Source organism: Pontibacter anaerobius, from assembly GCF_026241195.1.
Classification (GTDB): domain Bacteria; phylum Bacteroidota; class Bacteroidia; order Cytophagales; family Hymenobacteraceae; genus Pontibacter; species Pontibacter anaerobius.
In genome coordinates this window covers 77,398-104,005 of sequence record NZ_JAPFQO010000015.1, presented here as the reverse complement: position 1 = coordinate 104,005, position 26,608 = coordinate 77,398, and the positions used below count along the sequence as shown (strand labels likewise).

Sequence of the window (26,608 nt, the reverse complement as noted above, 5' to 3'; positions counted from 1 at the left end):
CTTTAGTGGCCTTTGATGCCGCCCAGCCCTAAAAAAGCCTGAAAGACACGCCACTTTAAAACCTGAAAATAATCCCAATCACGGCCAACTTCTGGATATACGTCACTATGACGTTTATCCAACCAACGGTAGTCGGATAAACGTAACCGGACTAACGAATATACTATATATTGGCAATAGTATAAAAGTGAATTTGCAGCTTCCTTAAAAACAAAAGCGGCTGACCTATAAAGAGCCAGCCGCTGCTAATAAAAACAATATACTTTAAATAAGCTTAGTGCGCCTGCAAACACTCGTGTAGGATTTCGGAGAAGCGGTAGACTTCCTCGAAGCTGTTGTAGAGCGGTGTAGGCGCCACCCGGATTACGTTCGGCTCGCGGTAATCCACTATAATGCCGGCCTCCATCAGCATGTTAAACAGTTTGCGGGCATCCTTCTTCACGAGCAGCGATATCTGGCAACCACGGGCATTCGGATCGCGAGGGGTAATCATCTCCATCACATCCTTTCCGGCGTGCACATCATCAATCAGGTACTCCAGGTAGCCGGTTAGCTTTAGGCTTTTGGCGCGCAGGTTGTCCATGCCGGCCTCGTCAAACAGCTCAAGCGAGGCGCGGTGTATGGCAAACGGTATGATCTGTCCATTGCTTACCTGCCAGCCTTCGGCGCCCTGCATCGGGATAAAGCCCTTCTTCATCTGGAATCGTGCCTGGGCGTCGTGGCCCCACCAGCCAGCAAAACGCGGCAGGTCCGGGTTGTTGCCGTGGCGCTCATGCACAAACACCCCGGAAGTGCCGCCCGGGCCAGAGTTCAGGTATTTGTAAGTGCACCACACGGCAAAGTCTACGCCCCAGTCATGCATTTTAAGCGGAGCGTTACCCGCCGCATGCGCCAGGTCGAAGCCTACTAGGGCACCAACCTCGTGGCCGGCTTTGGTAATGGCCTCCATATCAAACACCTGGCCGGTGTAGTAGTTTATGCCACCCATCATCACCAGCGCCAGCTCCTCGCCGTGTTCTTTTATATTTGCCAGGATATCCTCGGTGCGCAGCGTGTGCTCGCCCTCGCGCGGGAACAGCTCCACCACAGCCTCATCCGGGTTATAGCCATGGAAGCGCGTTTGCGACTCCAGCGCATACTGGTCTGAAGGGAACGCGCCGCCCTCGGTGATGATCTTAAAACGCTTGCCCTCCGGGCGGTAAAACGATACCAGCATCAGGTGCAGGTTCACGGTGAGCTGGTTCATGATCACCACTTCGCTTTCTTTGGCGCCCACCACGCGGGCAGCAGCAGGAGTTAGCAACCTATGGTAGTCAAACCAAGGCTCTTCGCCTTTAAAATGGCCCTCTACAGCCAGGTTCGCCCATTTATACATCTCATTGTCGATGTACATCTGCGCCGATTTAGGCTGCATGCCCAAGGAGTTGCCGCAGAAGTAAATGGCGTCCTGGCCGTTTACCTGCGGAAAATGAAAGCGCTCTCTGAAGTGGTAAAGTGGGTCTTGTCTGTCTTGTTCCTGCGCAAAGGCAAGTGTGTTTTGATAGTTCATGGTGTTGTGCGGGTGTGCTTTATACTTTAAGCCGCCGGGGCAGCTATAAATTGCTTTGTGCTGCTAAGATAAGCATTTGAAGGGATTATGCGCAGTGGGAGAGAGGCAAGCTTAAGCTGTTGCAGCCCAACAAAAAAGCCCGGCCAAAGTATGGCCGGGCTTGCTGTAAGTATAAACGCGCTTAAAACTCTGCGTTCTGCGGCGTTCTCGGGAAAGGAATCACATCGCGGATGTTGCCCATGCCGGTAACGAACTGTACCATGCGCTCAAAGCCAAGGCCAAAGCCAGCATGCGGGCAGCCACCGAAACGGCGGGTATCCAGGTACCACCACAGGTCCTCTTCGTGTATGCCAACGCCTTTCATGCGCTCAACAAGTATGTCGATACGCTCCTCACGCTGCGAACCTCCCACGATCTCGCCGATGCCCGGGGCAAGTATGTCCATGGCGGCCACGGTTTTGCCATCGTCGTTCAGGCGCATGTAGAAGGCCTTGATGTCTTTCGGGTAATCGGTTACGATCACCGGCTTCTTGAAGTGCTTCTCCACCAGGTAGCGCTCATGCTCGCTCTGCAGGTCAATGCCCCAGCTCACCTCGTACTGGAATTTCTTCTTCTTGTAGTGGTTTGAGTTCAGCAGAATGTCGATGGCTTCGGTGTAGGTAACACGCTCAAAATCGTTATTCACCACAAACTCCAGCTTCTCCAGCAGCGTCATCTCCTGGCGCTCGTTCTGCGGCTTGCTCTTGTCTTCCTCTACCAAACGCTGGCCCAGGAACTCAATGTCCTCGCGGTTATGCTCCAGCGCGTAGCGGATGATGTACTTGATAAATTCCTCGGCCAGGTCGGCGTTCATTTTCAGGTCGTAGAAAGCCATTTCCGGCTCAATCATCCAGAACTCGGCCAGGTGGCGCGTGGTGTTGGAGTTCTCAGCACGGAAAGTTGGTCCGAAAGTATAAATATCGCTGAAGGCCATGGCCGCCAGTTCGCCCTCCAGCTGCCCCGATACCGTCAGGTTGGTGGCTTTGCCGAAGAAATCCTCCTCATAGTTTACCTGCCCGTTCTCAGCAAGCGGCGGGTTGATCGGGTCCAAAGTGGTTACGCGGAACATCTCACCGGCACCCTCCGCATCCGATGCGGTAATGATCGGCGTGTGCATGTACACGAAGCCCTTCTCGTTGAAGAACCTGTGCACGGCAAATGCCAGGGAGTTGCGCACGCGGAACACGGCGCCGAACGTGTTGGTACGGAAACGCAGGTGCGCGATCTCACGCAAAAACTCCAGCGAGTGCGCCTTCTTCTGCAGCGGGTACGTCTCCGGGTCGGCCTTGCCCAGCACCTCTATACTTGTAGCCTGAATTTCGAAAGCCTGTCCCTTGCCCTGCGAGGCAACCAACTCGCCGGTTACGGCAATGGCAGCACCCGTGGTCACATCTTTCAGGGCTTCCTCGCTAAACTTCTCAGCGTCGGCTACTACCTGTAAATTATTTATCGTGGAGCCGTCGTTCACGGCGATAAAGCTCACATACTTATTCCCGCGCTTCGTGCGCACCCAGCCTTTCAGCAATACCTCTTTGCCTACCTCGGCCCCCTTTAGCAGATCTTTAACTTTTGTGCGTTGCATGTGTATGGTTGTTGTTACCTTACCCTGAAGGTACAGTTTATCCTCTAAAAATATAAATTAAAAATGATGCGGCAGTCTGCTACCCTTATACTTCTGGCTGCGGCCCGCCGGCTATACTTTAAAGCAGCAAAGTGGCGTTCTCTGCAAGTATGGCGGCAGCCACGGCTTTGTACTTTGGCCTGGCGAAAAGTGCTGCCATACTTGTAAAAGCATTGCGCTTAGGCCCTGCTACTTGCGATTTTTCGAAAATCCCTCAAAGTAACGATATTTTAACCTTTTTTGTAAATGCGAGTAAAATTATCCTAAATTTGGAAGTGCACAGAAAGGCACTGATTTTTCTCTGAAAACTATGCAGCGACTCGATTTAAGACAACTTTTATCCCAGAAGCTATCGCCGCAGCAGATACAATTTATCAAGCTGCTGCAGATACCTACTGCTGAGTTGGAGATGCGCATAAAAGAAGAGCTGGAGATAAACCCCGCCCTGGAAGAAGGCCGCGAGGAGCCCGCCGAAGAGTATAGCGAGTCTGATGAGTATGAGGAGGAGTATGGTAAGGATGATGACATCGACCTGAACGACTACCTAAATGATGACGAGGTGAGCGGCTATAAAATGCAGGGCGACCGTGGCGGTGATGATGAGGATAAGGAAATGCCTATCGCCATGACCTCTACCCTCACCGACTCGCTGCTGGACCAGCTGGGCTTCCTAGACCTGGACGACAAGCAGTATAACATAGGCATGCAGCTCATCGGCAGCATCGACCACGACGGCTATATCCGCCGTGACCTGCGCTCCATTGCCAACGACCTGGCCTTCTCGCAGAACATCGAGACCACTGAGGAGGAGATAGAGCAGGTGCTGCACCTGATCCAGACCTTCGACCCGGCCGGTATCGCCGCCCGCGACCTGCCCGAGTGCCTTTTGCTGCAGCTCGAGCGCCGCGAGCAGGATGCCACCACCATACTTGCCGAGCGCATTATCCGGCAGGCCTTCGATGAATTCACCAAAAAGCATTACCAGAAGATACAGAGCAAGTTCAATGTGTCGGAGGAGGAGCTGAAGCGCGCCATTGATGCCATCACAAGGCTGAACCCGAAGCCGGGCGGTGCCGGTGCCAGCCTGACACGCGTGCAGTACATCATCCCCGATTTTATACTTACCAACAACAACGGCCAGCTGGAGCTTTCGCTTAACTCGCGCAACGCCCCGGACCTGCGCATCAGCCGCTCCTACGCCGACATGTTCGACGCCTATGACAAATCGGATAAGAAGGACAAGAAACTGAAGGAGACGGTGACGTTTGTAAAGCAGAAGCTGGATGCGGCCAAGTGGTTTATAGATGCCATCCGCCAGCGCCAGAACACGCTGCTGCGCACCATGGAGGCCATTATCAAGTACCAGCACGACTTCTTTTTGGAGGGCGATGAAAGTGAGTTGCGCCCGATGATCCTGAAGGATATTGCCGAGGAGATCGGCATGGACATCAGTACCGTGAGCCGCGTGGCCAACAGCAAGGCCGTGCAGACGGAGTTCGGCATTTACCCGCTTAAGTATTTCTTCTCAGAAGGCATCGCCACCGATTCCGGCGAGGACGCCAGCAGCCGCGAGGTGAAGCATATCCTCAAAGAGATCATCGACAATGAGAACAAGCGCAAGCCGCTCTCCGACGAGAAGATTGAGAAACTGCTGAACGAGAAAGGCTACAACATTGCCCGCCGCACCGTGGCCAAGTACAGAGAGCAGCTGAACATACCAGTGGCCCGCTTACGTAAAGAACTGTAGCTTTAATTGCTAAATTGTTGGAGGGTTGAATTGTTTATTTTGGGGCAAGATGCGTGCAGATTGCGACTGAATACTTTTTAATTCTCTAACGCTATAACTTTCTAACTCTTTAACTGCTCTGTGAATCGTTCGCTCGCGAAAGCCCTATCGGTAGTATTTCACCCGCTGCTGCTGCCCACCTACCTTTTCGCCATTATACTTTACTACATGCCCGTATCCACGCTAACGTTGCCTATGCATGTGCGCTGGGTGGTGCTGGCCATGATCTTCTTCACCACCTTTGTGCTGCCTGCCGCAGGGGCCTTTGCCATGGTGCGCCTCGGCTACCTCGATTCTATGGAGATGGACAGGCGGGAGCAGCGTGGTTTTCCGCTACTGTTCACAGCTGTTTGTTACGCCGCCACCTCTTACCTGTTTTACCGGGAGCCTGCCTACGATGCCGTGTTCTACTTTGTGATGGGCATTATTGCCGCCTCGGTGTTTCTGGCCTTCGCAATATCGCAGTTCTGGAAGATTAGCGCGCATAGCATTGGCTTAGGCGGCACCCTGGGGCTGCTGCTGGTGCTGCATCAGCTAGCTCCAGAGGCCATGCTGATTTACCCGATCATTGCTGTTGTTTTTGTGGCGGGCGCAGTAATGTCGGCGCGTCTGGCGCTGCAGGCCCATACCCCCGCCCAGGTATACGCGGGCTTCGGAAGCGGCCTGCTACTGGCCCTTGGCTCATCGGTGGCGCTGTACTAAGACCTCGCGGCGTCCGAAGGTCCCGCCAGTGTCTGGTCGCAGTACCGGGTCCATCCACCCCTGCCCCCTTCTTTGTCGAGGGCCCCTACCCCAAAACAGGAGAGGGAGTCCGGTTCAAGTGGTATAGCGATGGCTATCGAAAACTGATCCCAGTCTGTCCGTTGAGCGCCTTTGGAGTTTTTCCGGTGACGAGCGGCAGCGAGGCATTGCGACGCAGGAGCAAAGGAAAAGCTCCCAGCGCGATGCGAGAAGACGAGCCCTCCCGGGCTGGAGGGAGCCAAGGCTGGAGATGAAACGATAGGCAAGCAAGACTGAGGATCAGCAGCAGCTAGCAAGGATAGCTTGGCTCAGGTTGCAGAAAGCAGCGACTAGACGAGGCAAGTATAAGTATGCGGACTAGGAAGTCCGCGGCAGAAAGGTTCCGGACAAGGATGTCCGGAACAGCGGGATAAAGTATAAATCGACAAGTATAAAAGTATAGCCAAAGCACATGTATGGCTTTTTAAGCCAGTTGCGTTACAAACTCAACACTATAAAAAGACACAAGTCTGATGACTTGCGCCAGAAAGGGGGAGTATAAACCGACAAGTATAATCCTCTAACACAACAACAATACCAGCCAATGCCGCGCGCCCCTTTACTCTTACCCCCATAATCAATACCTTTACTTACTGATCAAAACTAACCTTAGAACACATGAACTACGAGTGCCTTTTATATGAAGTGCAGGATGGCGTGGCCACCATTACGCTGAACCGTCCCGATGTTTTCAATGCCTTCAATGACCAGCAGAGTTACGACTTGCAGGATGCCCTGAAGCAGGTAAGCCGCGATGAGAATGTGCGGGTGGTGGTGCTGACCGGCGCCGGCAGGGCCTTCTGCTCCGGCCAGGACCTGAAAGCCATCGCCAGCGCCAGCAAGCGCGACCTGTCCGAATCGCTGGAGAAGCGCTATAACCCCATCATACGCGCCATGCGCAACCTGCCTAAGCCCATCATCTGCAAACTGAACGGTGTGGCGGCCGGTGCCGGCTGTTCTCTGGCGCTGGCCTGCGATATGGTAGTGGCCAGCACGGCGGCAAGTATGATCGAGGTATTCGTAAACGTGGGCCTGGTGCTGGATTCCGGTTCGTCGTTCTTCCTGCCGCGCGTGGTGGGCTCCTTGAAGGCTTTTGAACTGAGCACGCTGGGGAGCAAAGTATCGGCAGAGGAGGCGCTGCAGCTGGGCATGGTGAACAAGGTGGTGGCCCCGGAGGAACTGGATGCCGCCGTGGCCGAACTGGCCGCTCGTTATGCCACTGGCCCAACCAAAGCCATTGGCCTGATGAAGAAGATGCTGAATAAGTCCTTCAACTCTACTTTAGATGAAATGCTGGACTACGAGGCCTATTGCCAGAAAATAGCCGGCAACTCCGAAGACTATAAAGAGGGCGTGACGGCCTTTAACGAGAAGCGCAAACCCCAGTTTAAGGGGGCGTAGGTCTAACAGAAATTATACTTGTACAAGAGCCGGGCACCGCGTCCGGCTCTTTTTATTTATACTTTGTTAAACATTCTTCAGACTTACAGGCAGGCATCACGTATAACTAATTTAATTATTTTTATGTATTTTTAAATTTAGCTGTAATGATTATGCCCCGAATGCTACGCCTACTGCTGATGTGTTGTCTGATGTTGCTGGTGTTGCCTGCAAAGGCTCAAACCGCTTGCAGCGATTACCAGCTGCTGCGCGAAAACGCAAAGTATGAATTGCTGAGCTATAACCAAAGAGACAAACAAACCGGCCGCATGACCTATAACGTGACCAACGTAGACCGCTCTGGCGACAAGGTGGAGGCCACCATCCACAGCCAGGTGTATGACGATAAGGGTAAGCTTGCCACCGAGGGCGACTTTAAGGTAGGGTGTGAAAACGGAAGCATCTGGATGGACATGAACTCCCTGATGAACCAAAACCAAATGGGGGCACAACAGAATATGGAGATGACCATGGAAGGCGACAAAATGCTTTACCCAACCGGCCTGCAGGCGGGGCAGAAGCTGGAAGACGGCACCATAACCATGGAGATGAAAGACAAAGGCAGCGGGCAAAATATGATGACCATGGTGATGAAAGTGACAGACCGCACCGTGGAGGGCAAGGAAAGTATAAAAGTGCCGGCTGGTACTTATGAAAGCTATAAAATAAGATACAACACCGAAATGGAGAACCGGGCCATGGGCATGAAAATGCCGGGCATGCGCATGGAGACAGTAGAGTATTATGTGCCAGAAGTAGGCATGGTGCGCACCGAGACCTATCGCAACGGCAAACTGATGTCGTACACGGTGCTCAGTAAGATAGAGTAGTTGCCTTAGTCCATAGTTCACGTAAAAGCGGCGGCCCTGCACAGGACGCCGCTTTTGTTATTAAAGTATAGTAAGCTCCTAAAAGGAGTACCCGGCAGAGATGTTAAGCTGCGGCGAAGGCACAATAAAGATGGCGGAGTTCCGCTCGGCCACCAGCGCATGCCCGATAATGTTCTCCGTCAGCAAGTCGTCGGCACCTTTGGCCATTGCCACTTTCAGGCGGGCGCCTAAGGCCGCTGAAACTTCCATGGTAAACCCCTTACCCAGCATAAACTGGCTACCCAGTTGGTAATTCAGTTCCAGGGAGTTCTGGTACAGGCGTCCCACCGTGCTGCTGCCGGGGTCCTCGAAAGCTGTATTAAAAACGCCCTCCTCAAACACCATAAAACGGTACCCGAACAGCGGCCCATGGAAGAAACCGAGTGGCACCCCATCATGCTTCTTAGAAGTGTAGTAACGCTGGCTCATACGCATATGCACCCCGCCTGCCTTCACATCGTCAGGCAAAAAATCATCGCTCTTAAAGTACCCGCGGTACACATAGCTAATGCCAAACTCATTGGATATCCGCTCGGTGCGCATCTTCTCGTAAGAAAAGTATACCTCGCCGATCTGCAGCGGGTGCAGCTTTATAATGCGTTGCTGGGCAATATCTGTGGTGTACGTAGTGTCGCTGGCGTCCTGTGCAAAGGCTTGGGTAAATGGCAGCGCCAGCAGCAGCACCAGCCAGGTAATTCCGAAAACATACTTGCTTTTTCTCATGGCATGCTTATTTTGGTTGAGCTTAACAAAGTGGGTAAGAGGAGTATCTGCAATGATTTACATATAGTAGTATATTTATGTTTCATCTTTAAAAGATTAATTTTGTATGCGCGCAAGTATGCTTTTAAATATGCTTCTAACCAGTTGTTAAGGCTTTTAATAACTCCGTTTCTTGTAAGGCGTATACAATTTCTGGTAAAAGGTCAACACGTAACTCTACACACTATAACTATGAAAAAAATTGTTTCAACAGGACTGATATCCGGTGCCTTTTTATTTGGCGTAGTGGCTTGTAACCAACAGGAGGGCGCAGTAGAGGAGGCCCAGGAAACAAACGAGGCGATGGCCGAGGATACTGAAATGGAAGACCAGGCCCAGGAACTGTCTGACTTTATGACCAAGGCGGCCAGCGGCGGCATGATGGAGGTGGAACTAGGTAAAATGGCTCAGGAAAAAGCGCAGAACCAGCAGGTAAAAGATTTTGGCTCCAGAATGGTGACAGACCATAGCAAAGTGAATGAGGAGCTGAAGGCGCTGGCGCAGCAAAAGAACATTACCTTGCCCGACAGCATGGGCCAGGACCACATGGACAATGTAAAGGAGCTGCAGGATAAAACAGGCGCTGAGTTTGACCAAGCGTACATGGAATTGATGGTAAGCGACCACGAGGAAGATGTAAAGGCTTTTGAGGATGCCTCGAACAACCTGGAGGATGCCGAAGTGAAAGCTTTCGCTTCTAAAACCCTGACCGCCCTGCGCGAACACTTGCAGCAAGCTGAGCAGATAGACAGCACCCTGCAGGCAAAGCAATAAACACAGCGGTACAGCTGGTTTTCATAAAGTATCTGTAAGTCTTATCTTGCAGGTGCTTTACATATTAAACTGAAAATCTATGAGAAAGAGTATACGGAACGTTTTTGCCCTAATTGCATTGGTTTTTGTTACCGCCTGTGGCCCCGACGACAGCATTAGCCAAGCTGCCGAACAAAGTGTGGAGCAGTTTAAGGCTGCCGGAGTGAAGGAAGATATGGAGAATGACGCCTTGTTTGCTGCCGAAGCGGCAAGCGCAAGTATGCTGCAGGTGCAGTTAGGCGAGGCGGCCGAAGGCAAGGCTGTTAGCCCGGAGGTGAAGGGGCTGGCGCAGGAGATGGTTACGGCACACCAGAACATCCTGAACGACCTGCGTGATGTGGCGGAGCAAAGTAACTTTGTGTTGCCATCTACCTTAGGGGAATCTCACCACGAGGTTTACCAGGAGATAACCGATAAATCAGGCATTACCTTTGACCTGGCTTACCTGAAAAGTATAGCGGATCAGAACAAAAACATGGTAGACCGCTACAGCGATATGGCTAAGAACGGGCAGGTAATGGAACTGAAGCAGTACGCCAGCAAGCAGGTGCCGCTCCTGAAGCAACACCAGCAGGTACTGGAGAGGCTGCAGGATTCCCTGGACGAGCTATAAGTATAAAACCCCGCTCCCAATGTATAGGAGCGGGGTTTTATACTTTATCTGGAAGTATAGTGCTTAGCTTTTCGGAGCCTCCTCACTATTCTCATGGTAATGGCTGGTTTGCAGCTCCTCCTTCAGGAAGCGCGAAGTATAGCCTTTGCCTGCCGCGGCCACCTCTTCCGGTGTTCCGGACGCCACAATCGTACCGCCACCCTCGCCACCTTCCGGGCCAATATCGATGATCCAGTCGGCCACTTTTATCAGATCCAGGTTGTGCTCGATGATGAGAACCGAGTTGCCCTTGTCTGTGAGCTTGTGCAGTACCTCGGTCAGGTGCTCGATGTCCTGGAAGTGCAGGCCGGTGGTAGGCTCATCCAGAATGTAAAGTGTTTGGCCGGTATCTTTTTTCGATAGCTCGGTTGCCAGCTTCACGCGCTGCGCCTCACCGCCGGATAGGGTAGTGGCCTGCTGGCCAAGCGTGATGTAGCCCAGGCCCACCTCGTTCAGGGTCTGGATCTTGCGCAGGATGCGTGGTTGGCTCTCGAAGAACTCTACGGCCTGCTCCACGGTCATGTCCAGCACATCAGTTATACTTTTGCCTTTAAAGCGCACCTCCAGCGTTTCCCGGTTATAGCGTTTGCCCTTACATACTTCGCAGGGCACGTACACATCCGGCAGAAAGTTCATCTCGATGGTACGCATGCCCGCACCCTCACAGGCCTCGCAGCGTCCGCCCTTCACGTTAAACGAGAAACGGCCCGGCGAGTAACCCCTGATTTTCGCCTCCGGCAGCTGCGCAAACAAACTGCGAATATCGGTAAACACGCCGGTATAGGTGGCTGGGTTAGAGCGTGGCGTGCGGCCAATCGGCGACTGGTCCACCTCGATCACCTTGTCTATTTTATCCAGCCCTTCTATACTTTTGTAAGGCAGCGGCTCGCGTTTGGCCCTGAAAAAGTGCGTGTTAAGTATAGGGTACAGCGTATCGTGGATCAGGGAGGATTTTCCGCTGCCCGACACGCCGGTTACACAGATCATTTTGCCCAGCGGCAGCTCCAGCGCCACGTTTTTCAGGTTATGGCCAGTTGCCCCGATCAGCCTTAGCACTTCTCCGGTGCCCGGGCGCTTTACACGCGGCACGGGAATGCCGCGGCGGTTGCTCAGGAAGTTGGCAGTGGTGGTGCCGGCCTTCATCATCTCTTCCGGCGTGCCGGCTGTCACCACCTGCCCGCCGTGTATACCTGCCCCAGGGCCAATATCCACCACGTAGTCTGCCTGCATGATCATATCCTTATCGTGCTCTACCACAATGATGGAGTTGCCCAGGTCGCGGAGGTCTTTCAGGGCGTTGATGAGTCTTTCGTTGTCGCGCTGGTGCAGGCCTATACTTGGCTCATCCATGATGTATAAAACCCCCACCAGCTGCGTGCCGATCTGCGTGGCCAAACGGATGCGCTGGCTCTCGCCACCGGACAGCGTGCGCACCGGGCGGTGCAGGCTCAGGTAGTCCAGGCCCACATCCAGCAGAAAGCCGATGCGTTTGCGGATCTCCTTGAGTAGTTCCCGGGCAATCACGTTCTGGCGCTCGCTCAGGCGTTCCTCGAGCCCCTCAAACCAGGCAGCTAGCTTGTTTATGTCCAGAACGGAGAGTTCTCCGATGTTTTTGTTGTCAATCTTGAAATGCAGCGACTCCTTTTTGAGACGGTAGCCGTTGCACTCCGGGCAGGTGTTGGTCTGGGTAAAGTCCTCTACCCAGCTGCGGATATTGTCAGAGTCAGACTCCATCTGGTTTTTGAGGAAGTTGATGATGCCTTCAAACTCCACGATGTAATTGCCCTTTTTGGTCTTCACCTCCAGGTCTTCCTCCAGGCCGTAGAGCAGCACCTGCAGTACTTCCTCGGGCAGGTCTTTTATCGGCGTAGCCACCGATACTTTGAAGTGCTTGAACAGCGCCTCGATCTGCTTAAAGATCCAGATGTCACGGTACTCGCCCAGCGGGGCAATGCCGCCGCGGCGTATGCTCAGGTCTTTATCCGGTATCACCGATTCCTCTGTGATTTCCTGCACCTCTCCCAGGCCGTTACACACCGGGCAGGCACCGTAAGGTGAGTTAAAGGAGAAAGAGTTTGGAGCCGGGTCGTCGTAGGCAATGCCGGTGGCCGGGTCCATGAGGTGGCGCGAGAAGAAGTGCGTTTTATCGGCGTCCGCATCAAGTATGAGCACGGTGCCTTTGCCGTGCGTCAGCGCATTCTGGATAGAGCTGGACAAGCGGTACCTGTCTTCCTCCTTCACCACGATCTTGTCGATCACGATCTCGATGTCGTGGATCTTATACCTGTCCACCTGCATCTTCGGCTCAATCTCCACCAACTCTCCGTCAACGCGGGCGCGTATAAAACCCATCTTCCGGATCTGCTGAAACAGCTCGCGGTAGTGGCCTTTACGTCCCTTCACCACCGGCGCCAGCACCACAATGCGCTTGCCGTCGAAGTGCTCCAGGATGTGGCTCACGATTTGGTCGTCGCTCTGGCGCACCATTTTCTCGCCTGTTACATAGCTGTAAGCCTCTGCGGTACGCGCCCAGAGCAGGCGCATAAAGTCGTAGATCTCGGTGATAGTGCCTACCGTGGAGCGAGGGTTGCGGCTGGTGGTCTTCTGCTCAATGGAGATAACCGGCGAGAGGCCTTCGATCTTGTCCACATCAGGGCGTTCCAGGCCGCCCATAAATGAGCGGGCGTAAGCCGAGAAAGTTTCCATGTAGCGGCGCTGCCCCTCGGCATAGATCGTATCAAAAGCCAGTGAGGATTTGCCCGAGCCGCTGATGCCGGTAAACACCACCAGCTTGTAGCGCGGCAGCTTAATAGAGATGTTCTTCAGGTTATGTTCGCGGGCACCGTATACTTCAATCTGCTGGGCTTCCCCGTTCTGGGAGAAGGCAGTGGCAGCGGTGCCGGTCGTGGTTTCTTGCGCTTGGTTAAAAGCCATTCAGGAATGCTTGATTTTAAATAGCAAAGGTACAAAAATATCAGCGCTTTGCCGTTGCGGCGCGCCAACCTATCTTAACAGAAATACGGGGTAAATGGTTTAGCGTATGGTGGCTATACTTTAGTCTGTGTTGCCGTAGCTGGAGGCCTGTTTTTCGTGCAGCTCGTCGTGCAGATGGCTGGTATGGGCGTAACCCTCACGTTGGGCCTTGATAACCTTTTGCTTCTGGAAGTACCTGTAAAAACTGTAAATGGTCAGGGCGACTCCCACAGGCATCATAATAATGCCGATAACCTCCATATACAAGTGCTGCGAGAGTTTAACCGCTGCAAAACCGCCACCTATAATAGCAATCGCTGTGCGCAGGTAAGCCATCAGGGTGCGCTCGTTGGCGAAGATGGTGCGCTGCATGGCCATCTGGGCGCGTATCTCGGTGTTCTTCCTCTCCTGCTTCTTCAGCTGCTTTTTCAGTTTTCTTATCTCTTCCTGTTCTGAGGCCGACATAGTGGTGTTTTTTGCAGGAATATACGGAGGATGCACGACAGGGTATGGGCAATGCCTAGACCAGGCCATCTACGCCGTCGTCTTTGTACTTTTCTGAACTGGCATGTGCCCGCTCGTGCTCGTGGCTGGTAGGGCAGTAATCCTGATGGTGCCCTTCAATGATTTTTTGCTTGTACCTGTACCTTAGAAAGCTGTAGATGGCCAGAATAACACCAACAGGTATAAGTATGGAGCCGATAACCTCCAGGTAAAGGTCATCCGAGAGTTTGATTGCAAAGAAACCTCCCACAGACACTGTCATAGCCGTGCGCAGGTAGGCCATCAGGGTGCGCTCGTTGGCGAAGATGGTGCGCTGCATGGCCATCTGGGCGCGTATCTCGGTGTTCTTCTTCTCCTGCACCTTCAGCTTTTTTTTCAGCTTCTTTATCTTCTCTGTATCCGGGCTCAGCATATTAGTTTATACGAATGCCATACTGATGGGGATAATAGACAAGGGTATTTATGGCCTGGGGCAAGGTAGCCGGGGCGGTAAAAGTACAAAGTGGCTGGTGGCGCTGCTGGTGAGGAAATGCTGTAACGGCAGTCCTTCCTTTTATATGGTAGAATCGATGAAAAAAATATTCATTTAAGGATATACGCCTGATTGAGATGAGATAATATCTGTATATATTGCTTTGTGCATAAAGGCGTTCAAAACAGGGTGCTAGCACAGTGTCTCCGCATCAAACCAACTACTACCAATAACCTGATGAACCGATTTTGTCTCTTTGCCATACTTGTTGTAGGGCTGCTTATGGCTGCAGCCGGTGCGCAGGCACAGCAGAATCCAGACAAGCTCGTTACCGCTACCTATAACAAGGTGCCGCTGCGGACTGTTCTGTCAGGTTTGCAGGAGCGGCACGGGCTAAGAATATTTTACCAGGAAGAGTGGCTGGATAACGTAGCGGTATCACAGTCCTTCCAGGACGCCCCGCTGCCTTCAGCACTCTGCAAGATCCTGGCCCCCGCACAGCTGTTCCCTATCTTTTACGACCGGCAGACAGTGGTGCTGGTGCCAAGGCTAAGCTCTGATGCAGACGACGACGACTCAGCAGGCAATGTTGCCTTAGCGGAGTCTGCTGCTTCGAAATCAACAGCCAGGATGGTAACCCTGAGCGGCCACGTGCGCGAGGCCAAAACCAAGGAGCCGGGGATAGGTGCTACAGTGCTGATAGAAGAGTTGAAAAAAGGCACTGTTACAGATGCAAAAGGGTACTACACTTTCTCCGTTCCGGCTGGAAACTATACTTTAGAGGTGAGAACCGTGGGCATGGTAACCGACAGGCGCAAACTGAAACTGCAGCAGAGCAGGATCGTGGATGTAGAGCTCTTTGAAGTGACAAAAGAGCTGCGCGAGGTAGAAGTATCGGCTGTGGCGCCCGACCAGAACGTGAAGAGCCTGGACATGGGGGTTGCCCGACTCAGCATAAGAGATGTGAAAACGGTGCCGGCTTTCCTGGGTGAAGTGGATGTGGTGCGGAGCGTGCTGGCCATGCCGGGCGTAACGACAGTAGGCGAGGGGGCTACCGGCTTCAACGTGCGCGGCGGCAGCATAGACCAAAACCTGATCCTGCAGGACGATGCGCCTCTGTTCAATTCTTCGCACCTGTTCGGTTTTTTCTCTGTCTTCAATCCTGACATGGTGAAAGACGTGACACTCTACCGCGGCGGTATCTCTTCGAGGTATGGCGGGCGCGTATCATCGGTGCTGGACGTGAAAATGAAGGATGGCAACAAGCAAGCTCCTGTTGTTAGTGGTGGCATCGGGCTGTTGTCCAGCAGGCTGATGGTGGAGGGCCCTATCGTGAAGGACAAAGCCTCGTTTGTATTGGGAGGCAGAGGGGCATACCCGAAACTGTTGCTAAGGTATGTGCCGGATAAATCGGTGCGGGAAAGCGATGCATACTTCTACGATTTCAATGCGAAGCTGAGCTATGTGCTCAGCGAGAAAGACCAGCTTACGGTATCCGGCTACCTGAGCCGCGACAGTTTCAGATTTGGGGCCGACACCACTTATGCCTGGGGTACGGCCACCGGCACGGTAAAGTGGAACCATACTTTCAATAACAAGCTGCTCTCAACAGTTACGGCTGTGGCCGGAGACTACAAGTATGGCGTAAGCGCTGAAACGGCCCCCTACAACTACTCCCTGGATTCTAACATCAGGTACAAGCTTCTGCAGGCCGACCTGGGCTACGAGCCTTCTGCTCAGCATAAATTAGGCTTGGGGTTCGCGGTTACCTCGTACAATCTTAATCCTGGAGTGCTTAAACCTGGGTCAGAGCAGTCCAGCCTGGCGCACATCAGCATGCCCTCGGAAAAATCCCTGGAAACAGCTGTGTACCTGGACCATGAGTACACGATAAGTCCGGGCATATCGGTTTCCTACGGGTTGCGCTACTCCTCCTACTTTAACCTGGGGCCTGGTGATGTATATGTGTACAACCCGGAGGTGCCGAGGCGTGCCTCCAGCATCATCGATACGCTGCAGTTTGCTGACGGAGAGCTGATTAAGCGATACAACTACCTGGAGCCCAGGGCTGCCCTGCGTGTGGCGCTGGGCGAGAACAGCTCCGTCAAGCTGGGGTATAACCGCATGGTGCAGTACATCCACCTGATCTCCAACACAGCGGCGGCCTCCCCAGTGGATATCTGGAAAGCCAGCAACCCCTACCTGAAGCCGCAGGTTGGCGACCAGGTGGCGCTGGGCCTTTTCCAGAACCTGGAGGAAAACAGCATAGAGCTATCGGCGGAGGGCTACTACAAGAAAATGCACAACCTGGTGGAGTACAAGGACGGGGCGCGCCTGCTGCTGAACAACACGCTGGACGCAGATCTGTTGCCGGGCGACGGGAAGGCCTATGGCCTGGAGCTGATGGTTCGCAGGAAAGGGAAGAAGCTTACAGGCTGGGCCAGCTATACTTTCTCACGGTCGTTACGGCAGGTTAACGGGCCAACGGAGGAGGAAAAGATCAACAAAGGCAGTTTCTTCCCATCCAATTACGATAAACCCCACGACTTTACCATGGTGCTGAACCAGCAGCTGAGCCGACTGATAAGCCTCTCCGCTAACTTTACCTACAGCACGGGCAGGCCCATTACCTATCCGGAGTCCGTCTCCAAAATCGGTGGGCTGCTGATGGTAAACTACAGCGAGCGCAACCAGCACCGCATCCCGGACTATCACCGCCTGGATGTAGCCCTCACCATTGATGGCACCAACAAGCGCAACGTGAACAAGATAAGCAGTTGGACATTCTCTGTGTACAACCTCTATGGGCGCAAAAACCCATACTCCGTGTTCTTTAAGCCAATCTATGGCGGCACCATACCGCAGGCGTACAGGCTTTCTGTAATCGGGTCAGCTGTGCCGGCCATCACTTACAACTTTAAGATAACAAGATAATGCGGGAGAGAATGAAACGGAAGAACTGGCTTTGGGCGCTGGTGCTAACGGTGCTAGCCCTGCCAGCATGCGTAGAGCCTTTTGAACTTGAGACAGGTTCCGAAAGAAAATCGCTTGTGGTGGACGGCATGATCACAGACCAGAACAGGCCAGACCTGAACAAGGTAGCGCTCTCCTGGACTGCGCCCTTTAACGGAGACGACAAGACTGTGCTGACGCAGCCGGTTTACGGGGCAGAGGTGATGGTCAAGGATGCCCGGAACAATAATATGTTGCTAACCGAAGGCGAATACGGTGTTTATACTTTGCCTGAGAGTGAGTTCAAGGCCCAAATTGGGGAGAGCTATACTTTATACATCCGGCTGCCAGACGGGCGGGAGTATGAATCTAGGCCGGAGTTGCTGGTGCCGGTGCCACCTATCCAAGACATTAAGTATGAGTTCAGAGAGTTCATCAACGTGGTGGAGAATGCGGCAGGCGCCCTTGTGGAGAAAAGAACCGTGGGCTTTGATGTGAAAGTGCAGACACGGGACCTGGAGGAGCGTGGTAACTTCTACCGCTGGGACACGGAGGGCGTGTTCGAGTACTTTTCAGACACCGAGGATCGCATAGATTATTATACAAAAAAGCCACTTCCGGGCTTATGCTGGTCTAACAAAGGCAGTATCAACACGAAGATTGCCACCGCCGATGACCGCCTGGTGAACGGAAGGCTCTTTGAGCATGCCATAGTTGTGGTTCCGGCTGATATCCCTACTAAGTACCGCGTAAAGGTCCGGCAGTATTCGCTTACGGCAGAGGCTTACGAGTTCTGGCGCCTCTTTAATGAGCAGCAGTCCAGTGTGGGCAGCATCTTCGATCCGCCTCCGGCCCAGATTAGGGGAAATCTGTTCAGTACAACTAATCCGGAGGAGCAGGTGATAGGCTATTTCGGGGCCTCATCCCTGACAGAGCGTTACATCGTGATCCCGCGTTACCTCTATGCACCCTTTCCGGGCCTGACATACACTGTTCCGAAGGGCGATTGTCGCTATCTGGGCTTGTACCCTAACGTAACAGACCAACGGCCGAAAGGATTCTAATGGCTTCCTTCACCCAATCCTTCATCCTGACTCTTAAACAAACAATGCGAGCTACACTAAAACAGCTTATACTTTTACTGCTGCCCCTACTAAGTCTGACGGCCAAGGCGCAGCAGGCATCCGGGGTGCAGCAAGTGCAAGTGCTTTTGGCTGACGAGCAGGTAAGGGTGGTGCACAGCCAGCCATACTATGCCGCAGGCGAGCGCCTTTGGTTTAAAGCCTTCCTGAATAAAAGCTCATCAACACCCCCCAGCAGGGCTTTGTATGTAGAGCTGCTGGATAAGCAGGAGAAGCTTATACTTAGGCAGCGGCTCATGCTGACGGCAGGCGTGGCTTCCGGCGATATATTGCTTCCGGAAAACCTTCCTTCAGGTGCTTATACGTTGCTTGCCACCACTAATTGGATTCGGAACTACAGCAAAGGCCAACAGTATCGCGAGCAGCTTTTAATCGTGAATGCGCGCGAAGTGCAGGGATTGCGGGGTGAGCTAACAAGCCAGGAAAATAAGCCGATGCATGTGCAATTCTTCCCGGAGGGAGGCAGTCTGGTGGCCGGTGTCGATTCTAAAATGACGGTTGCCGTTACAAACATGGCAGGTGTTGGGCAGGTGGCCAGCGGAAGTATAACAAGCTCAGAAGGCGATACAGTGGCCTCTTTCAGGACAGATGATACCGGGCTGGCTTTGCTGAGATTTAAACCGGAGGGGCAGGAGCAATACCAGGTGCAGGTACAGGCACAGGGCTACTCACCAAAACAAGTAAATTTTCCTGAAAGCAAACAAAACGGTTTAGCGCTGGCGGTGGAGAGGCAAGCGGAAGATGAACTGCTGGTAAGGGTCACTAATCCCTCCTCCTGGCGTTATACTTTGGTGGCAGAGGCTGGTGGTAAAGTATACTTTTCAAAGCAGGGTAACTCCAGTGAAGTCGTGGTGGTGCCTTGGCAGGCCAAAGCAGGGGAGGCGGTGAGGCTGCTACTGCTCAACCCGGGAGGTTTAGTCGAGGCAGAGCAAAAGGTACTGAGGCATCAGGGTGCAGCTACGCTAAGTATAACTCCTGACAGGCAGCAATATAGCCCAAGGCAGTTGGTAACTGTGGCCATCCAGGCGGCTAACGGACCAGGAAAACCTGCTGAAGCAGACTTGGCAGTGGCTGTTACAAGTATAAAACCCGGCTTTGCGATGCCGCTGGCGACACATTCTGCTGCCTGGGGCGGTGCAGAAGACGGACAGGCGTTTGTGTCTGTTCCGGACCATGAGCTCTGGGAAAGGTTAGTGTCTGGTAAAACGGATATGGTTTACAGTCATGAATCCCTGGTGGATGCATTTGTAAAAGAGGGCATTGACGAACCGTATGAGGGCACCGACTTCAGCACTGCAATTGATACAGCCTTTGTACAGGCACTCCCCGAGAGTGTGGTAAACTATGCGCTGCAGCATCAGAACAGAGAAAGAGTGAACGAGGCCTATGGGCTGACAGAGCCTCATGCCACCGCGCCGGTTGCAACGCTTCCCGCAGACAGGGTTTACAGGCTGGACGAATACGTGACTTTTAACAGTGTAGAGGAAGCTATACGGGAGGCAACCACCAACCTGAGACTCAGCAAAAAGAAGGATCGCTATGTGGTGCGGCTGCTTTACGTGAGGCCTGGGGTCAAAAGGATGATGAAAGGGGAGCCCATTTACCTTATAGATGGCGTGGTGGTGAAAAGCATGGAGGAAATCCTGGCCCTCGACCTGAATGACATTGCCTCCTTTGAACTGGCCTGGATGGAGGAAAGCCTGTATGCCGGCAACCTGGGCTTTGTGGCAGAAAACGGCATGTTTGCCGTCTATACGAAAAGCGGCGAGGCTAGGGAAAGACTAAAAGAAAAAGGCTATCCCGTACTGTTTGGGCAGTACAACCGTCCTAAAGAATTTGTACCTGCGTCTTTTTCAGAGACAGAAAGTATAAAATCCGCTCCTGATTTCAGGCAGCTAGTTTATTGGGAGCCGCAGCTACAGCTCAACGCCGATGGCACAGCCTCCTTCTCCTTCCTGACCTCTGATGAGACGGGCACATTTGTCATAAAAGTGCAGGGCCAAACCGCCGAAGGTGTGCCAGTGAAAGGAGAAACCGAATTCCAGGTAAGCCTGGTTAAATAAGGAGGGCTGCAAACGCTAATCAAGTATAGCATCCGCTAGAATAAAGAAAGCCCGCTGCCATGGCAGCGGGCTTTCTTGTAAGTATAAAGTATAATTCCCGTTAAAAGTTCGGAGACAGCAGGTACTTGCTGTAGAACTCGTCGATGATCTTCACGGCCTCTGTGGCGTCATCCACGATGTGCACCAGTTCCAGGTCCTCGGCACTGATGTTGGTCTCCATGTTCAGCATCACGTCCTCGATCCACTGGAACAAGCCCTGCCAATAGGAGCGGCCCACCAGCACGATCGGGAAGGCACCGATCTTCTTCGTCTGGATCAGCGTGATTGCCTCAAACAGCTCATCCAAGGTGCCGAAGCCGCCCGGCATCACCACAAAGCCCTGCGCATACTTCACGAACATCACCTTGCGTACAAAGAAGTAGTCGAAGTTAATGAGTTTGTCGGAGTCGATGTAGATGTTGTTGAACTGCTCGAAGGGCAGCTGAATGTTCAGGCCAACAGACTTACCGCCCTCAGAGTGCGCGCCCTTGTTGCCGGCTTCCATAATGCCCGGTCCGCCACCCGTGATCACGCCATAGCCGTGGCGCACCAGTTTGGCGGCGATCTCCTCGGCCATAATGTAGTACTTGTTGTCGGATTTGGTGCGGGCTGAACCGAATACAGAAACGCAGGGACCGATCTTGGCCAGCTTCTCAAAGCCATCTACGAACTCGGCCATTACTTTAAAAATCTGCCAGGAGTCGGCGATCTTGATCTCGTTCCAGTCCTTGTCTACAAAGGCCTGGCGTATTTTCTTGTCCTCCTCAGAGGCTGGGGCAGCCGTGGACTGGCCACTCTCGCGCAGGTCGGTTACCGACCTGGCTTTATTGTCGTTTACATCCGGTTTCAGAATGGTTTGGCCGCTTCCTGTGTTCAGCGACTCGTCGTGCAGCTTGGTTTTGCTCGTTTTTCTAAGCTTTGTCATAATTCTTTCTCGTCATCTTCATCGGAGGCTTTCACCCCCTGTGCCCGGTAAATCGCGGGCACGCTTCATCACATATTAAAAATCAGGGTTGGCCGGGCAGCTCCTGTGAGGGGGAGAAACCGAAGGGCCAAACATGTAAATATAGCTTTATTTTGATCGGATAGCAATAACGGGGTCTAAGTTTGAGGCCATCACGGCAGGTATAATGCCAGACAGCATACCGATAACGGCGGATACGCCGAGGCCAAGTATAATGTTGCCCACCGAGAGCGTAATCTTCATCATGTCCTGCGGGATAAGCGTGAGCAGAAACACCAGCAGGATGCCAATGCCGCCGCCCAGCAGGCTCAGGAACACGGACTCAAACAGGAACTGGAAAAGTATAAAGTAGTTTTTGGCACCCAGCGATTTCTGTATACCGATGATGTTGGTGCGCTCCTTTACTGATACGAACATGATGTTGGCAATGCCAAAGCCGCCCACCAGTATGGCAAAGCCACCGATTACCCAGCCTGCCAGACCAACCACCTGAAAGAAGCCTCCTATAGCTTCCTGGATCATTTCGGGCCTGTTCATGGCAAAGTTGTCCTCGTCGCGGGGGCGAAGGCCACGAATGTTACGCATCAGGCCTCTTGTTTCGTATTCCAGTTCCAGCAGCCCGGGGTCATCTTCCCGGCCCTTCAGGGCGATGGTGGAGCCCATGCCATCGGGGCCCACATCATACATTTTAGAGAAGGTGCTATACGGGATCATACCCATTTGGTCCATGTTAGGCATTCCGAACATGTTCTCGCCCTGTTTCTCTATCACGCCCACAATAGTAAACTTTTGCCCTGCCACCTTCAAGTCTTGCCCGACAGGGTTGCCGAAGGGGAAAAGTGTAGTGGCTACCTCATCGCCTATCACCATCACGTTTCGGGCGGCATCCGCTTCCTGCGGCGTAAAGTAGCGGCCCTCTACAATCGGCACCTCGCTCACCTTTGGGTAATCGTAAGAAACGCCCATAAGATCAGCATCGGAGTAGCTGTTATTGCTCTGCTTAAAGGTGTTGCCTCCCTTGCTGGAGAAGATCGCCACGCCATTGCTGTTGGTGATGTGGCGCTCCAGTTGCCTGAACTCACGCTCTGTAGGCTCCGGCCGCTGAAAGTACTTCCACCACGGATAGCTTCCTCCAGTTGACCAGGGCCACTTCTGCACATAGATCACCTTATCGCCGATAAAACTCATGCTGTCGCGCACGTTGCGCTCCAGGGAGTCTACCAGGGTAAACACCGAGATGATGGCGAAGATACCGATGGTTACGCCTAGCAACGACAGGATGGTGCGCAGCAGGTTGGCGCGCAAAGCCTGCCACGCAAAGCGGAAACTTTCTGCTATCAGGCGGAGGTAGATCATGGTTTTCTTCTTAGGTCAGGTAAAACAGTGGCAAGTAATTTCCTTAAAAGTAAGAATTATTCGGTCAAACTGAGTAAATTTGCGGCTTGATTTTTTGTTTTTTAGTAGGCGGTTGTTTATGAACCTCAGCGGGAGGTTCTACTGTTGTATAACCGGACGTACTGCTACAAGTATAAGAACCAAATACCGTAATATTTGATATATGAAGTTATCTGAATTTAAGTTTGAGCTTCCTGAAAGCTACCTTGCCACACACCCTTCTGAGAACCGCGACGAATCCCGTATGATGGTCGTGCACCGCGATACCGGAAAAATAGAGCACCGCGTTTTTAAAGACATCCTGGAGTATTTTGACGAAGGCGACGTGATGGTGGTGAACGACACCAAGGTATTCCCGGCGCGCCTGTATGGCAACAAGGAAAAGACAGGAGCCAAGATTGAAGTATTCCTGCTGCGCGAGCTTAACAAGGACATTCACCTGTGGGATGTGCTGGTAGACCCGGCCCGTAAGATCCGCGTGGGCAACAAACTATACTTCGGCGACAGCGACCTGGTAGCCGAAGTGATTGACAACACCACTTCGCGTGGCCGTACCATCAAGTTTTTGTTTGATGGCCCGGACGAGGAGTTTTACAAAACCATTAACGACCTGGGCGAAACCCCGCTGCCAAAGTACATCAAGCGCGAGGCTGAGCCGGAGGACCGCGAGCGTTACCAGACGGTGTATGCCAAAAACGTAGGCGCTGTGGCTGCCCCAACGGCTGGCCTGCACTTTACCAAAGAGGTAATGAAGCGCCTGGAGATCAAAGGTGTGGACGTGGAGCCGATCACGCTGCACGTTGGCCTGGGTACTTTCCGCCCGGTGGATGTGGAAGACCTGACCAAGCACAAAATGGACTCGGAGAACTTTATGGTGCCTGCCGCCACTGCCGAGCGCGTAAACAAGGCGCTGGACAGCAAGAAGCGCGTATGCGCCATCGGTACCACTACCATGCGTGCCCTGGAGTCGTCGGTATCAGCTAACAGCCGCCTGAAGGCGAACGAAGGCTGGACAGACCGTTTTATCTTCCCTCCGTACGAGTTCAAGATCGCGAACTGCCTGCTTACCAACTTCCACATGCCTGAGAGCACGCTGCTGATGATGGCTGCTGCTTTCGGCGGGTATGATCTGGTGATGAAGGCGTACGAGGAGGCTGTGAAGGAGAATTACCGCTTCTTTAGCTACGGCGACGTAATGCTGATCCTGTAAGTATAAATTACCTCAAAAAGTATAAAGCCCTGGCCTCAAAAAGCTGGGGCTTTTGCTTTTAACAGGGATTAAGTGTACTCGCTGCCTTTCAGGCGCAAAGTATTGCGGCTCTATATAACTCTAAACTTTCTAACTTTGCAACATGGCACAAACCCCTGAATATGCGATTATAGTAGCTGGCGGCAGCGGCAGCCGCATGCAGCACGAGTTGCCCAAGCAGTTTATAGAAGTAGCGGGAAAGCCCATCCTGATGCGCACCATCGAGCGGTTTTACAAGTATAACCCGCAAATCAGGCTGGTGGTGGTGCTGCCGCAGGAGCAGCTGAACACCTGGCGCAGCCTTTGCCAGAAGCACAATTTTAAGCTGTTCCATATGACCGTGCCAGGAGGGGCTACGCGTTTCAGGTCGGTTAAGAATGGATTGGATGCCGTGATGGGAGAGGGGCTTGTGGCAGTGCACGACGGCGTGCGACCATTTGTGGAGACAGAGACCATTCAGGCTGCTTTTGAGGAGGCCGCGAAGTATGGCAGCGCCGTGGTGGCTGTATCCCCGAAAGACTCTATCCGGGAGCTGACGGAGGAGGGGAGCCGTGCGGTGCCGCGCGCAAAGTATAAACTGGTGCAAACGCCGCAGGTTTTCAGGGCAAGTATACTTCGCAAAGCCTACGAGCAACCTGAGCAGGAGCATTTTACCGATGATGCCTCGGTGGTGGAAAGTATAGGCGAGAAGATTACGCTAGTGGAAGGCAGCTACCGCAACATCAAAATCACCACGCCCGAAGACCTTATACTTGCCGAGGCTTTTGCAAAGCAGGTTTAGGCTCAATATATAGTGGGTTCGGGTGTAGCTGGTATAGCATATGGGAAAAGAGTCTAGCATACTGAGGCCAACCACCCCTTCCTCTCCTTGCCTAAGGCGGGGAGCCTGTAATGACTGACATTGAAGTGTAAGTTCCATAGTTGGGGATGGCTGGCATCAGCAAAAGTATGAACCCACCCCTAGCCCCTCCTCGGAGGGGAATCATACCTCTCCCCAGCCCTCGAGAAAAGGAGAGGGCCCCTACCCCCAAAACAGGAAAGGGAGTTCGGTTCAAGTGGTATAGCGATGGCTATCGAACCGGATACCAGTCTTTGGGTTGAGCGCCTTTGGAGTTTTTCGGTCCCGCGAGAGCGGGATTGCAAAGCGATAGCGAGCAAAGGAAAGCTCCCAGCGCGATGCGGGAAGACGAGCCCTCCCGGGCTGGAGGGAGCCAAGGCCGGAGATGAAACGAGCCGCTCGTAAGGCTGAGGATGAACGGCAGCTAGGAAGGATAGCTTGTTTCAAGCTACAAAAAGCAGCGGCTATGGAAGTATAGACAGCAAAGTATAACTACCCAATGTAGCCAGTAAATCTCTACTGCACCGGCTGCCGCCCCGCCTCCAGAAACGCTTGGTTCTGCAGCACCGTCTCCGGCGAGATAATTTCAAGCATTGGCTCTGGCTTGGAGAGGTTCAGCAGGTAGCCCTCCATGGTCATGAGGTTCTGCAGGTCGTGGGTAATGCAAAGGATGGTTTTGCGGCGCTCACTTACCCAGCTCTGCAGTAGCCCGAATACCTGGTTCTTATAGTATACATCCAGCTGCTGAGTAGGCTCATCAAGCAGGTTAATGTCGGCGTCCTGCAGCATCAGCTGCGCCAGCCACACCAGCTGCTGCTCGCCGCCGGAGAGGGTGGTAAAATCGTGGTCTATGAGGTGGGAGAGTTGCAGCTGCTCCAGCGTATGGGCTGCCAGGGCATAGTCCTCCGAAGTATAATTCTCGAAAAAGCGCTTTTTCCGGAACAGGCCCATCACCACCAGGTCGTGCACCTTAATAGGGAAGTTGACAACGTTTTTCTGGGGGAGGTAAGCTAGCAGGCCCTTGCCCGATGGGTTGGAGAGGTGGCGTAGGTCGTGGTTTTGCACCAACAGCTGCCCCTGGTAATCTATTTTGCCCTGGAAGGCGCGGAAGAGCGTAGTTTTGCCAGCGCCGTTATGGCCGATAATAGCCACAAAGGCAGGGGAAGGTATAGAAAAGCAAAGGTTGCGGATCAGGACCCGCTGGCCATAACCCGCAACCAGATTTTTTACTTCGACGACAGAGTTCAATGAGTAATGATGAATGACTAATGAGTGATCTCTTAAGGTTTCAACCTCAGGGGCAATTACCCATTATTCACTGGTAATTACTAATTTTTAGTACTCATCCTCGTTAAACATGAAATCCTCTTTGGTAGGATAGTCAGGCCAGATCTCCTCGATGCTCTCGTAAGGCTGTCCATCGTCCTCCAGTGCTTGCAGGTTCTCTACAACTTCCATAGGGGCACCAGAGCGGATAGAAAAGTCAATCAGCTCGTCTTTAGTGGCTGGCCAGGGTGCGTCCTCCAGGTATGAAGCTAATTCAAGTGTCCAGTACATAGTATTTTCTCCTTTAACTTATTGGCGTGTGTAAATTGTTCGCAAAAGTATAAATAAAAACAAGAACAAAAATTTTCGATAAAAAATTATTGCTTTTTTGTCGGTTTTTAACAACACAACGCAAATAAAACACAAATGTTCAAAAACTG

At 52.8% G+C, this 26,608-nt stretch carries 21 protein-coding genes; 11 read left to right on the top strand and 10 right to left on the bottom strand.

Annotation, left to right across the window (positions count from 1 at the left end; all coding sequences use genetic code 11):
• Positions 1-274: 274 nt before the first annotated feature.
• A complete protein-coding gene (gene kynU / locus OO017_RS19240) occupies positions 275-1,549 on the bottom strand; it encodes a kynureninase (RefSeq protein WP_266054334.1) in 1,275 nt (424 codons plus the stop codon).
• Between the two features lie 181 nt (positions 1,550-1,730).
• On the bottom strand, positions 1,731-3,170 hold the full coding sequence (asnS, locus tag OO017_RS19235) for an asparagine--tRNA ligase (RefSeq protein WP_266054333.1): 1,440 nt from the start codon (positions 3,168-3,170) through the stop codon (positions 1,731-1,733).
• Between the two features lie 349 nt (positions 3,171-3,519).
• On the opposite strand from asnS, the gene rpoN reads away from it, so the two are divergent.
• From rpoN to OO017_RS19215, 4 genes are all read left to right on the top strand, one after another.
• A complete protein-coding gene (gene rpoN, locus OO017_RS19230) occupies positions 3,520-4,956 on the top strand; it encodes an RNA polymerase factor sigma-54 (RefSeq protein ID WP_266054332.1) in 1,437 nt (478 codons plus the stop codon).
• Positions 4,957-5,076: 120 nt separating this feature from the next.
• Positions 5,077-5,697 carry a hypothetical protein gene (locus OO017_RS19225; RefSeq protein WP_266054331.1) on the top strand — a complete coding sequence of 207 codons (621 nt, stop codon included), beginning with the start codon at positions 5,077-5,079 and terminating at the stop codon, positions 5,695-5,697.
• 696 nt (positions 5,698-6,393) lie between these two features.
• Complete coding sequence (locus OO017_RS19220; protein WP_266054330.1) at positions 6,394-7,176, top strand: enoyl-CoA hydratase-related protein; 783 nt, start codon at positions 6,394-6,396, stop codon at positions 7,174-7,176.
• Between the two features lie 161 nt (positions 7,177-7,337).
• On the top strand, positions 7,338-8,045 hold the full coding sequence (locus tag OO017_RS19215) for a TapB family protein (protein WP_266054329.1): 708 nt from the start codon (positions 7,338-7,340) through the stop codon (positions 8,043-8,045).
• Between the two features lie 78 nt (positions 8,046-8,123).
• Here OO017_RS19215 and OO017_RS19210 read toward each other — a convergent pair whose 3' ends face one another.
• Complete coding sequence (locus OO017_RS19210; RefSeq protein ID WP_266054328.1) at positions 8,124-8,807, bottom strand: ABC transporter ATP-binding protein; 684 nt, start codon at positions 8,805-8,807, stop codon at positions 8,124-8,126.
• A 231-nt stretch (positions 8,808-9,038) separates the two neighbouring features.
• Between OO017_RS19210 and OO017_RS19205 the strand changes: the two genes are divergently transcribed.
• Both OO017_RS19205 and OO017_RS19200 read left to right on the top strand, forming a co-directional pair.
• On the top strand, positions 9,039-9,620 hold the full coding sequence (locus OO017_RS19205) for a DUF4142 domain-containing protein (protein WP_266054327.1): 582 nt from the start codon (positions 9,039-9,041) through the stop codon (positions 9,618-9,620).
• 79 nt (positions 9,621-9,699) lie between these two features.
• Entirely contained in the window at positions 9,700-10,272 is a 573-nt protein-coding gene (locus tag OO017_RS19200; RefSeq protein WP_266054326.1) for a DUF4142 domain-containing protein, read from the top strand.
• Between the two features lie 63 nt (positions 10,273-10,335).
• On the opposite strand, the gene uvrA is transcribed toward OO017_RS19200, so the two are convergent.
• The 3 genes from uvrA to OO017_RS19185 all read right to left on the bottom strand — a co-directional run bounded on the left by uvrA (position 10,336) and on the right by OO017_RS19185 (position 14,200).
• On the bottom strand, positions 10,336-13,245 hold the full coding sequence (gene uvrA / locus OO017_RS19195) for an excinuclease ABC subunit UvrA (RefSeq protein WP_266054325.1): 2,910 nt from the start codon (positions 13,243-13,245) through the stop codon (positions 10,336-10,338).
• A 120-nt stretch (positions 13,246-13,365) separates the two neighbouring features.
• Positions 13,366-13,749, bottom strand: a complete 384-nt coding sequence (locus OO017_RS19190; RefSeq protein ID WP_266054324.1) for a YidH family protein — start codon at positions 13,747-13,749, stop codon at positions 13,366-13,368.
• A 55-nt stretch (positions 13,750-13,804) separates the two neighbouring features.
• A complete protein-coding gene (locus OO017_RS19185; protein ID WP_266054323.1) occupies positions 13,805-14,200 on the bottom strand; it encodes a DUF202 domain-containing protein in 396 nt (131 codons plus the stop codon).
• A gap of 297 nt (positions 14,201-14,497) precedes the next feature.
• Between OO017_RS19185 and OO017_RS19180 the strand changes: the two genes are divergently transcribed.
• The 3 genes from OO017_RS19180 to OO017_RS19170 are packed head-to-tail and all read left to right on the top strand — an operon-like array spanning position 14,498 to position 20,417.
• Entirely contained in the window at positions 14,498-17,194 is a 2,697-nt protein-coding gene (locus tag OO017_RS19180; RefSeq protein WP_266054322.1) for a TonB-dependent receptor, read from the top strand.
• Positions 17,195-17,205: 11 nt separating this feature from the next.
• Positions 17,206-18,276, top strand: coding sequence for a DUF4249 domain-containing protein (locus OO017_RS19175; RefSeq protein ID WP_266054321.1), 1,071 nt, complete (start codon positions 17,206-17,208; stop codon positions 18,274-18,276).
• A 44-nt stretch (positions 18,277-18,320) separates the two neighbouring features.
• A complete protein-coding gene (locus tag OO017_RS19170; RefSeq protein WP_266054320.1) occupies positions 18,321-20,417 on the top strand; it encodes a hypothetical protein in 2,097 nt (698 codons plus the stop codon).
• 100 nt (positions 20,418-20,517) lie between these two features.
• On the opposite strand, the gene OO017_RS19165 is transcribed toward OO017_RS19170, so the two are convergent.
• The gene (locus tag OO017_RS19165) at positions 20,518-21,381 is read right to left on the bottom strand and encodes an LOG family protein (RefSeq protein WP_266054319.1); all 864 of its coding nucleotides are present in this window, start codon (positions 21,379-21,381) and stop codon (positions 20,518-20,520) included.
• A 147-nt stretch (positions 21,382-21,528) separates the two neighbouring features.
• Positions 21,529-22,776 (bottom strand): ABC transporter permease, encoded by a 1,248-nt coding sequence (locus OO017_RS19160; RefSeq protein ID WP_266054318.1) that lies wholly within the window; start codon positions 22,774-22,776, stop codon positions 21,529-21,531.
• A gap of 202 nt (positions 22,777-22,978) precedes the next feature.
• On the opposite strand from OO017_RS19160, the gene queA reads away from it, so the two are divergent.
• Both queA and OO017_RS19150 read left to right on the top strand, forming a co-directional pair.
• Complete coding sequence (gene queA / locus OO017_RS19155; protein ID WP_266054317.1) at positions 22,979-24,025, top strand: tRNA preQ1(34) S-adenosylmethionine ribosyltransferase-isomerase QueA; 1,047 nt, start codon at positions 22,979-22,981, stop codon at positions 24,023-24,025.
• 142 nt (positions 24,026-24,167) lie between these two features.
• A complete protein-coding gene (locus tag OO017_RS19150; RefSeq protein WP_266054316.1) occupies positions 24,168-24,845 on the top strand; it encodes a 2-C-methyl-D-erythritol 4-phosphate cytidylyltransferase in 678 nt (225 codons plus the stop codon).
• 573 nt (positions 24,846-25,418) lie between these two features.
• Here the strand turns inward: OO017_RS19150 and OO017_RS19145 are convergent.
• Together OO017_RS19145 and OO017_RS19140 are read right to left on the bottom strand one after the other, a co-directional pair.
• Positions 25,419-26,150 (bottom strand): ABC transporter ATP-binding protein, encoded by a 732-nt coding sequence (locus tag OO017_RS19145; protein WP_266054315.1) that lies wholly within the window; start codon positions 26,148-26,150, stop codon positions 25,419-25,421.
• Positions 26,151-26,237: 87 nt separating this feature from the next.
• The gene (locus OO017_RS19140) at positions 26,238-26,459 is read right to left on the bottom strand and encodes a DUF2795 domain-containing protein (protein ID WP_073851278.1); all 222 of its coding nucleotides are present in this window, start codon (positions 26,457-26,459) and stop codon (positions 26,238-26,240) included.
• Positions 26,460-26,608 lie beyond the last annotated feature (149 nt).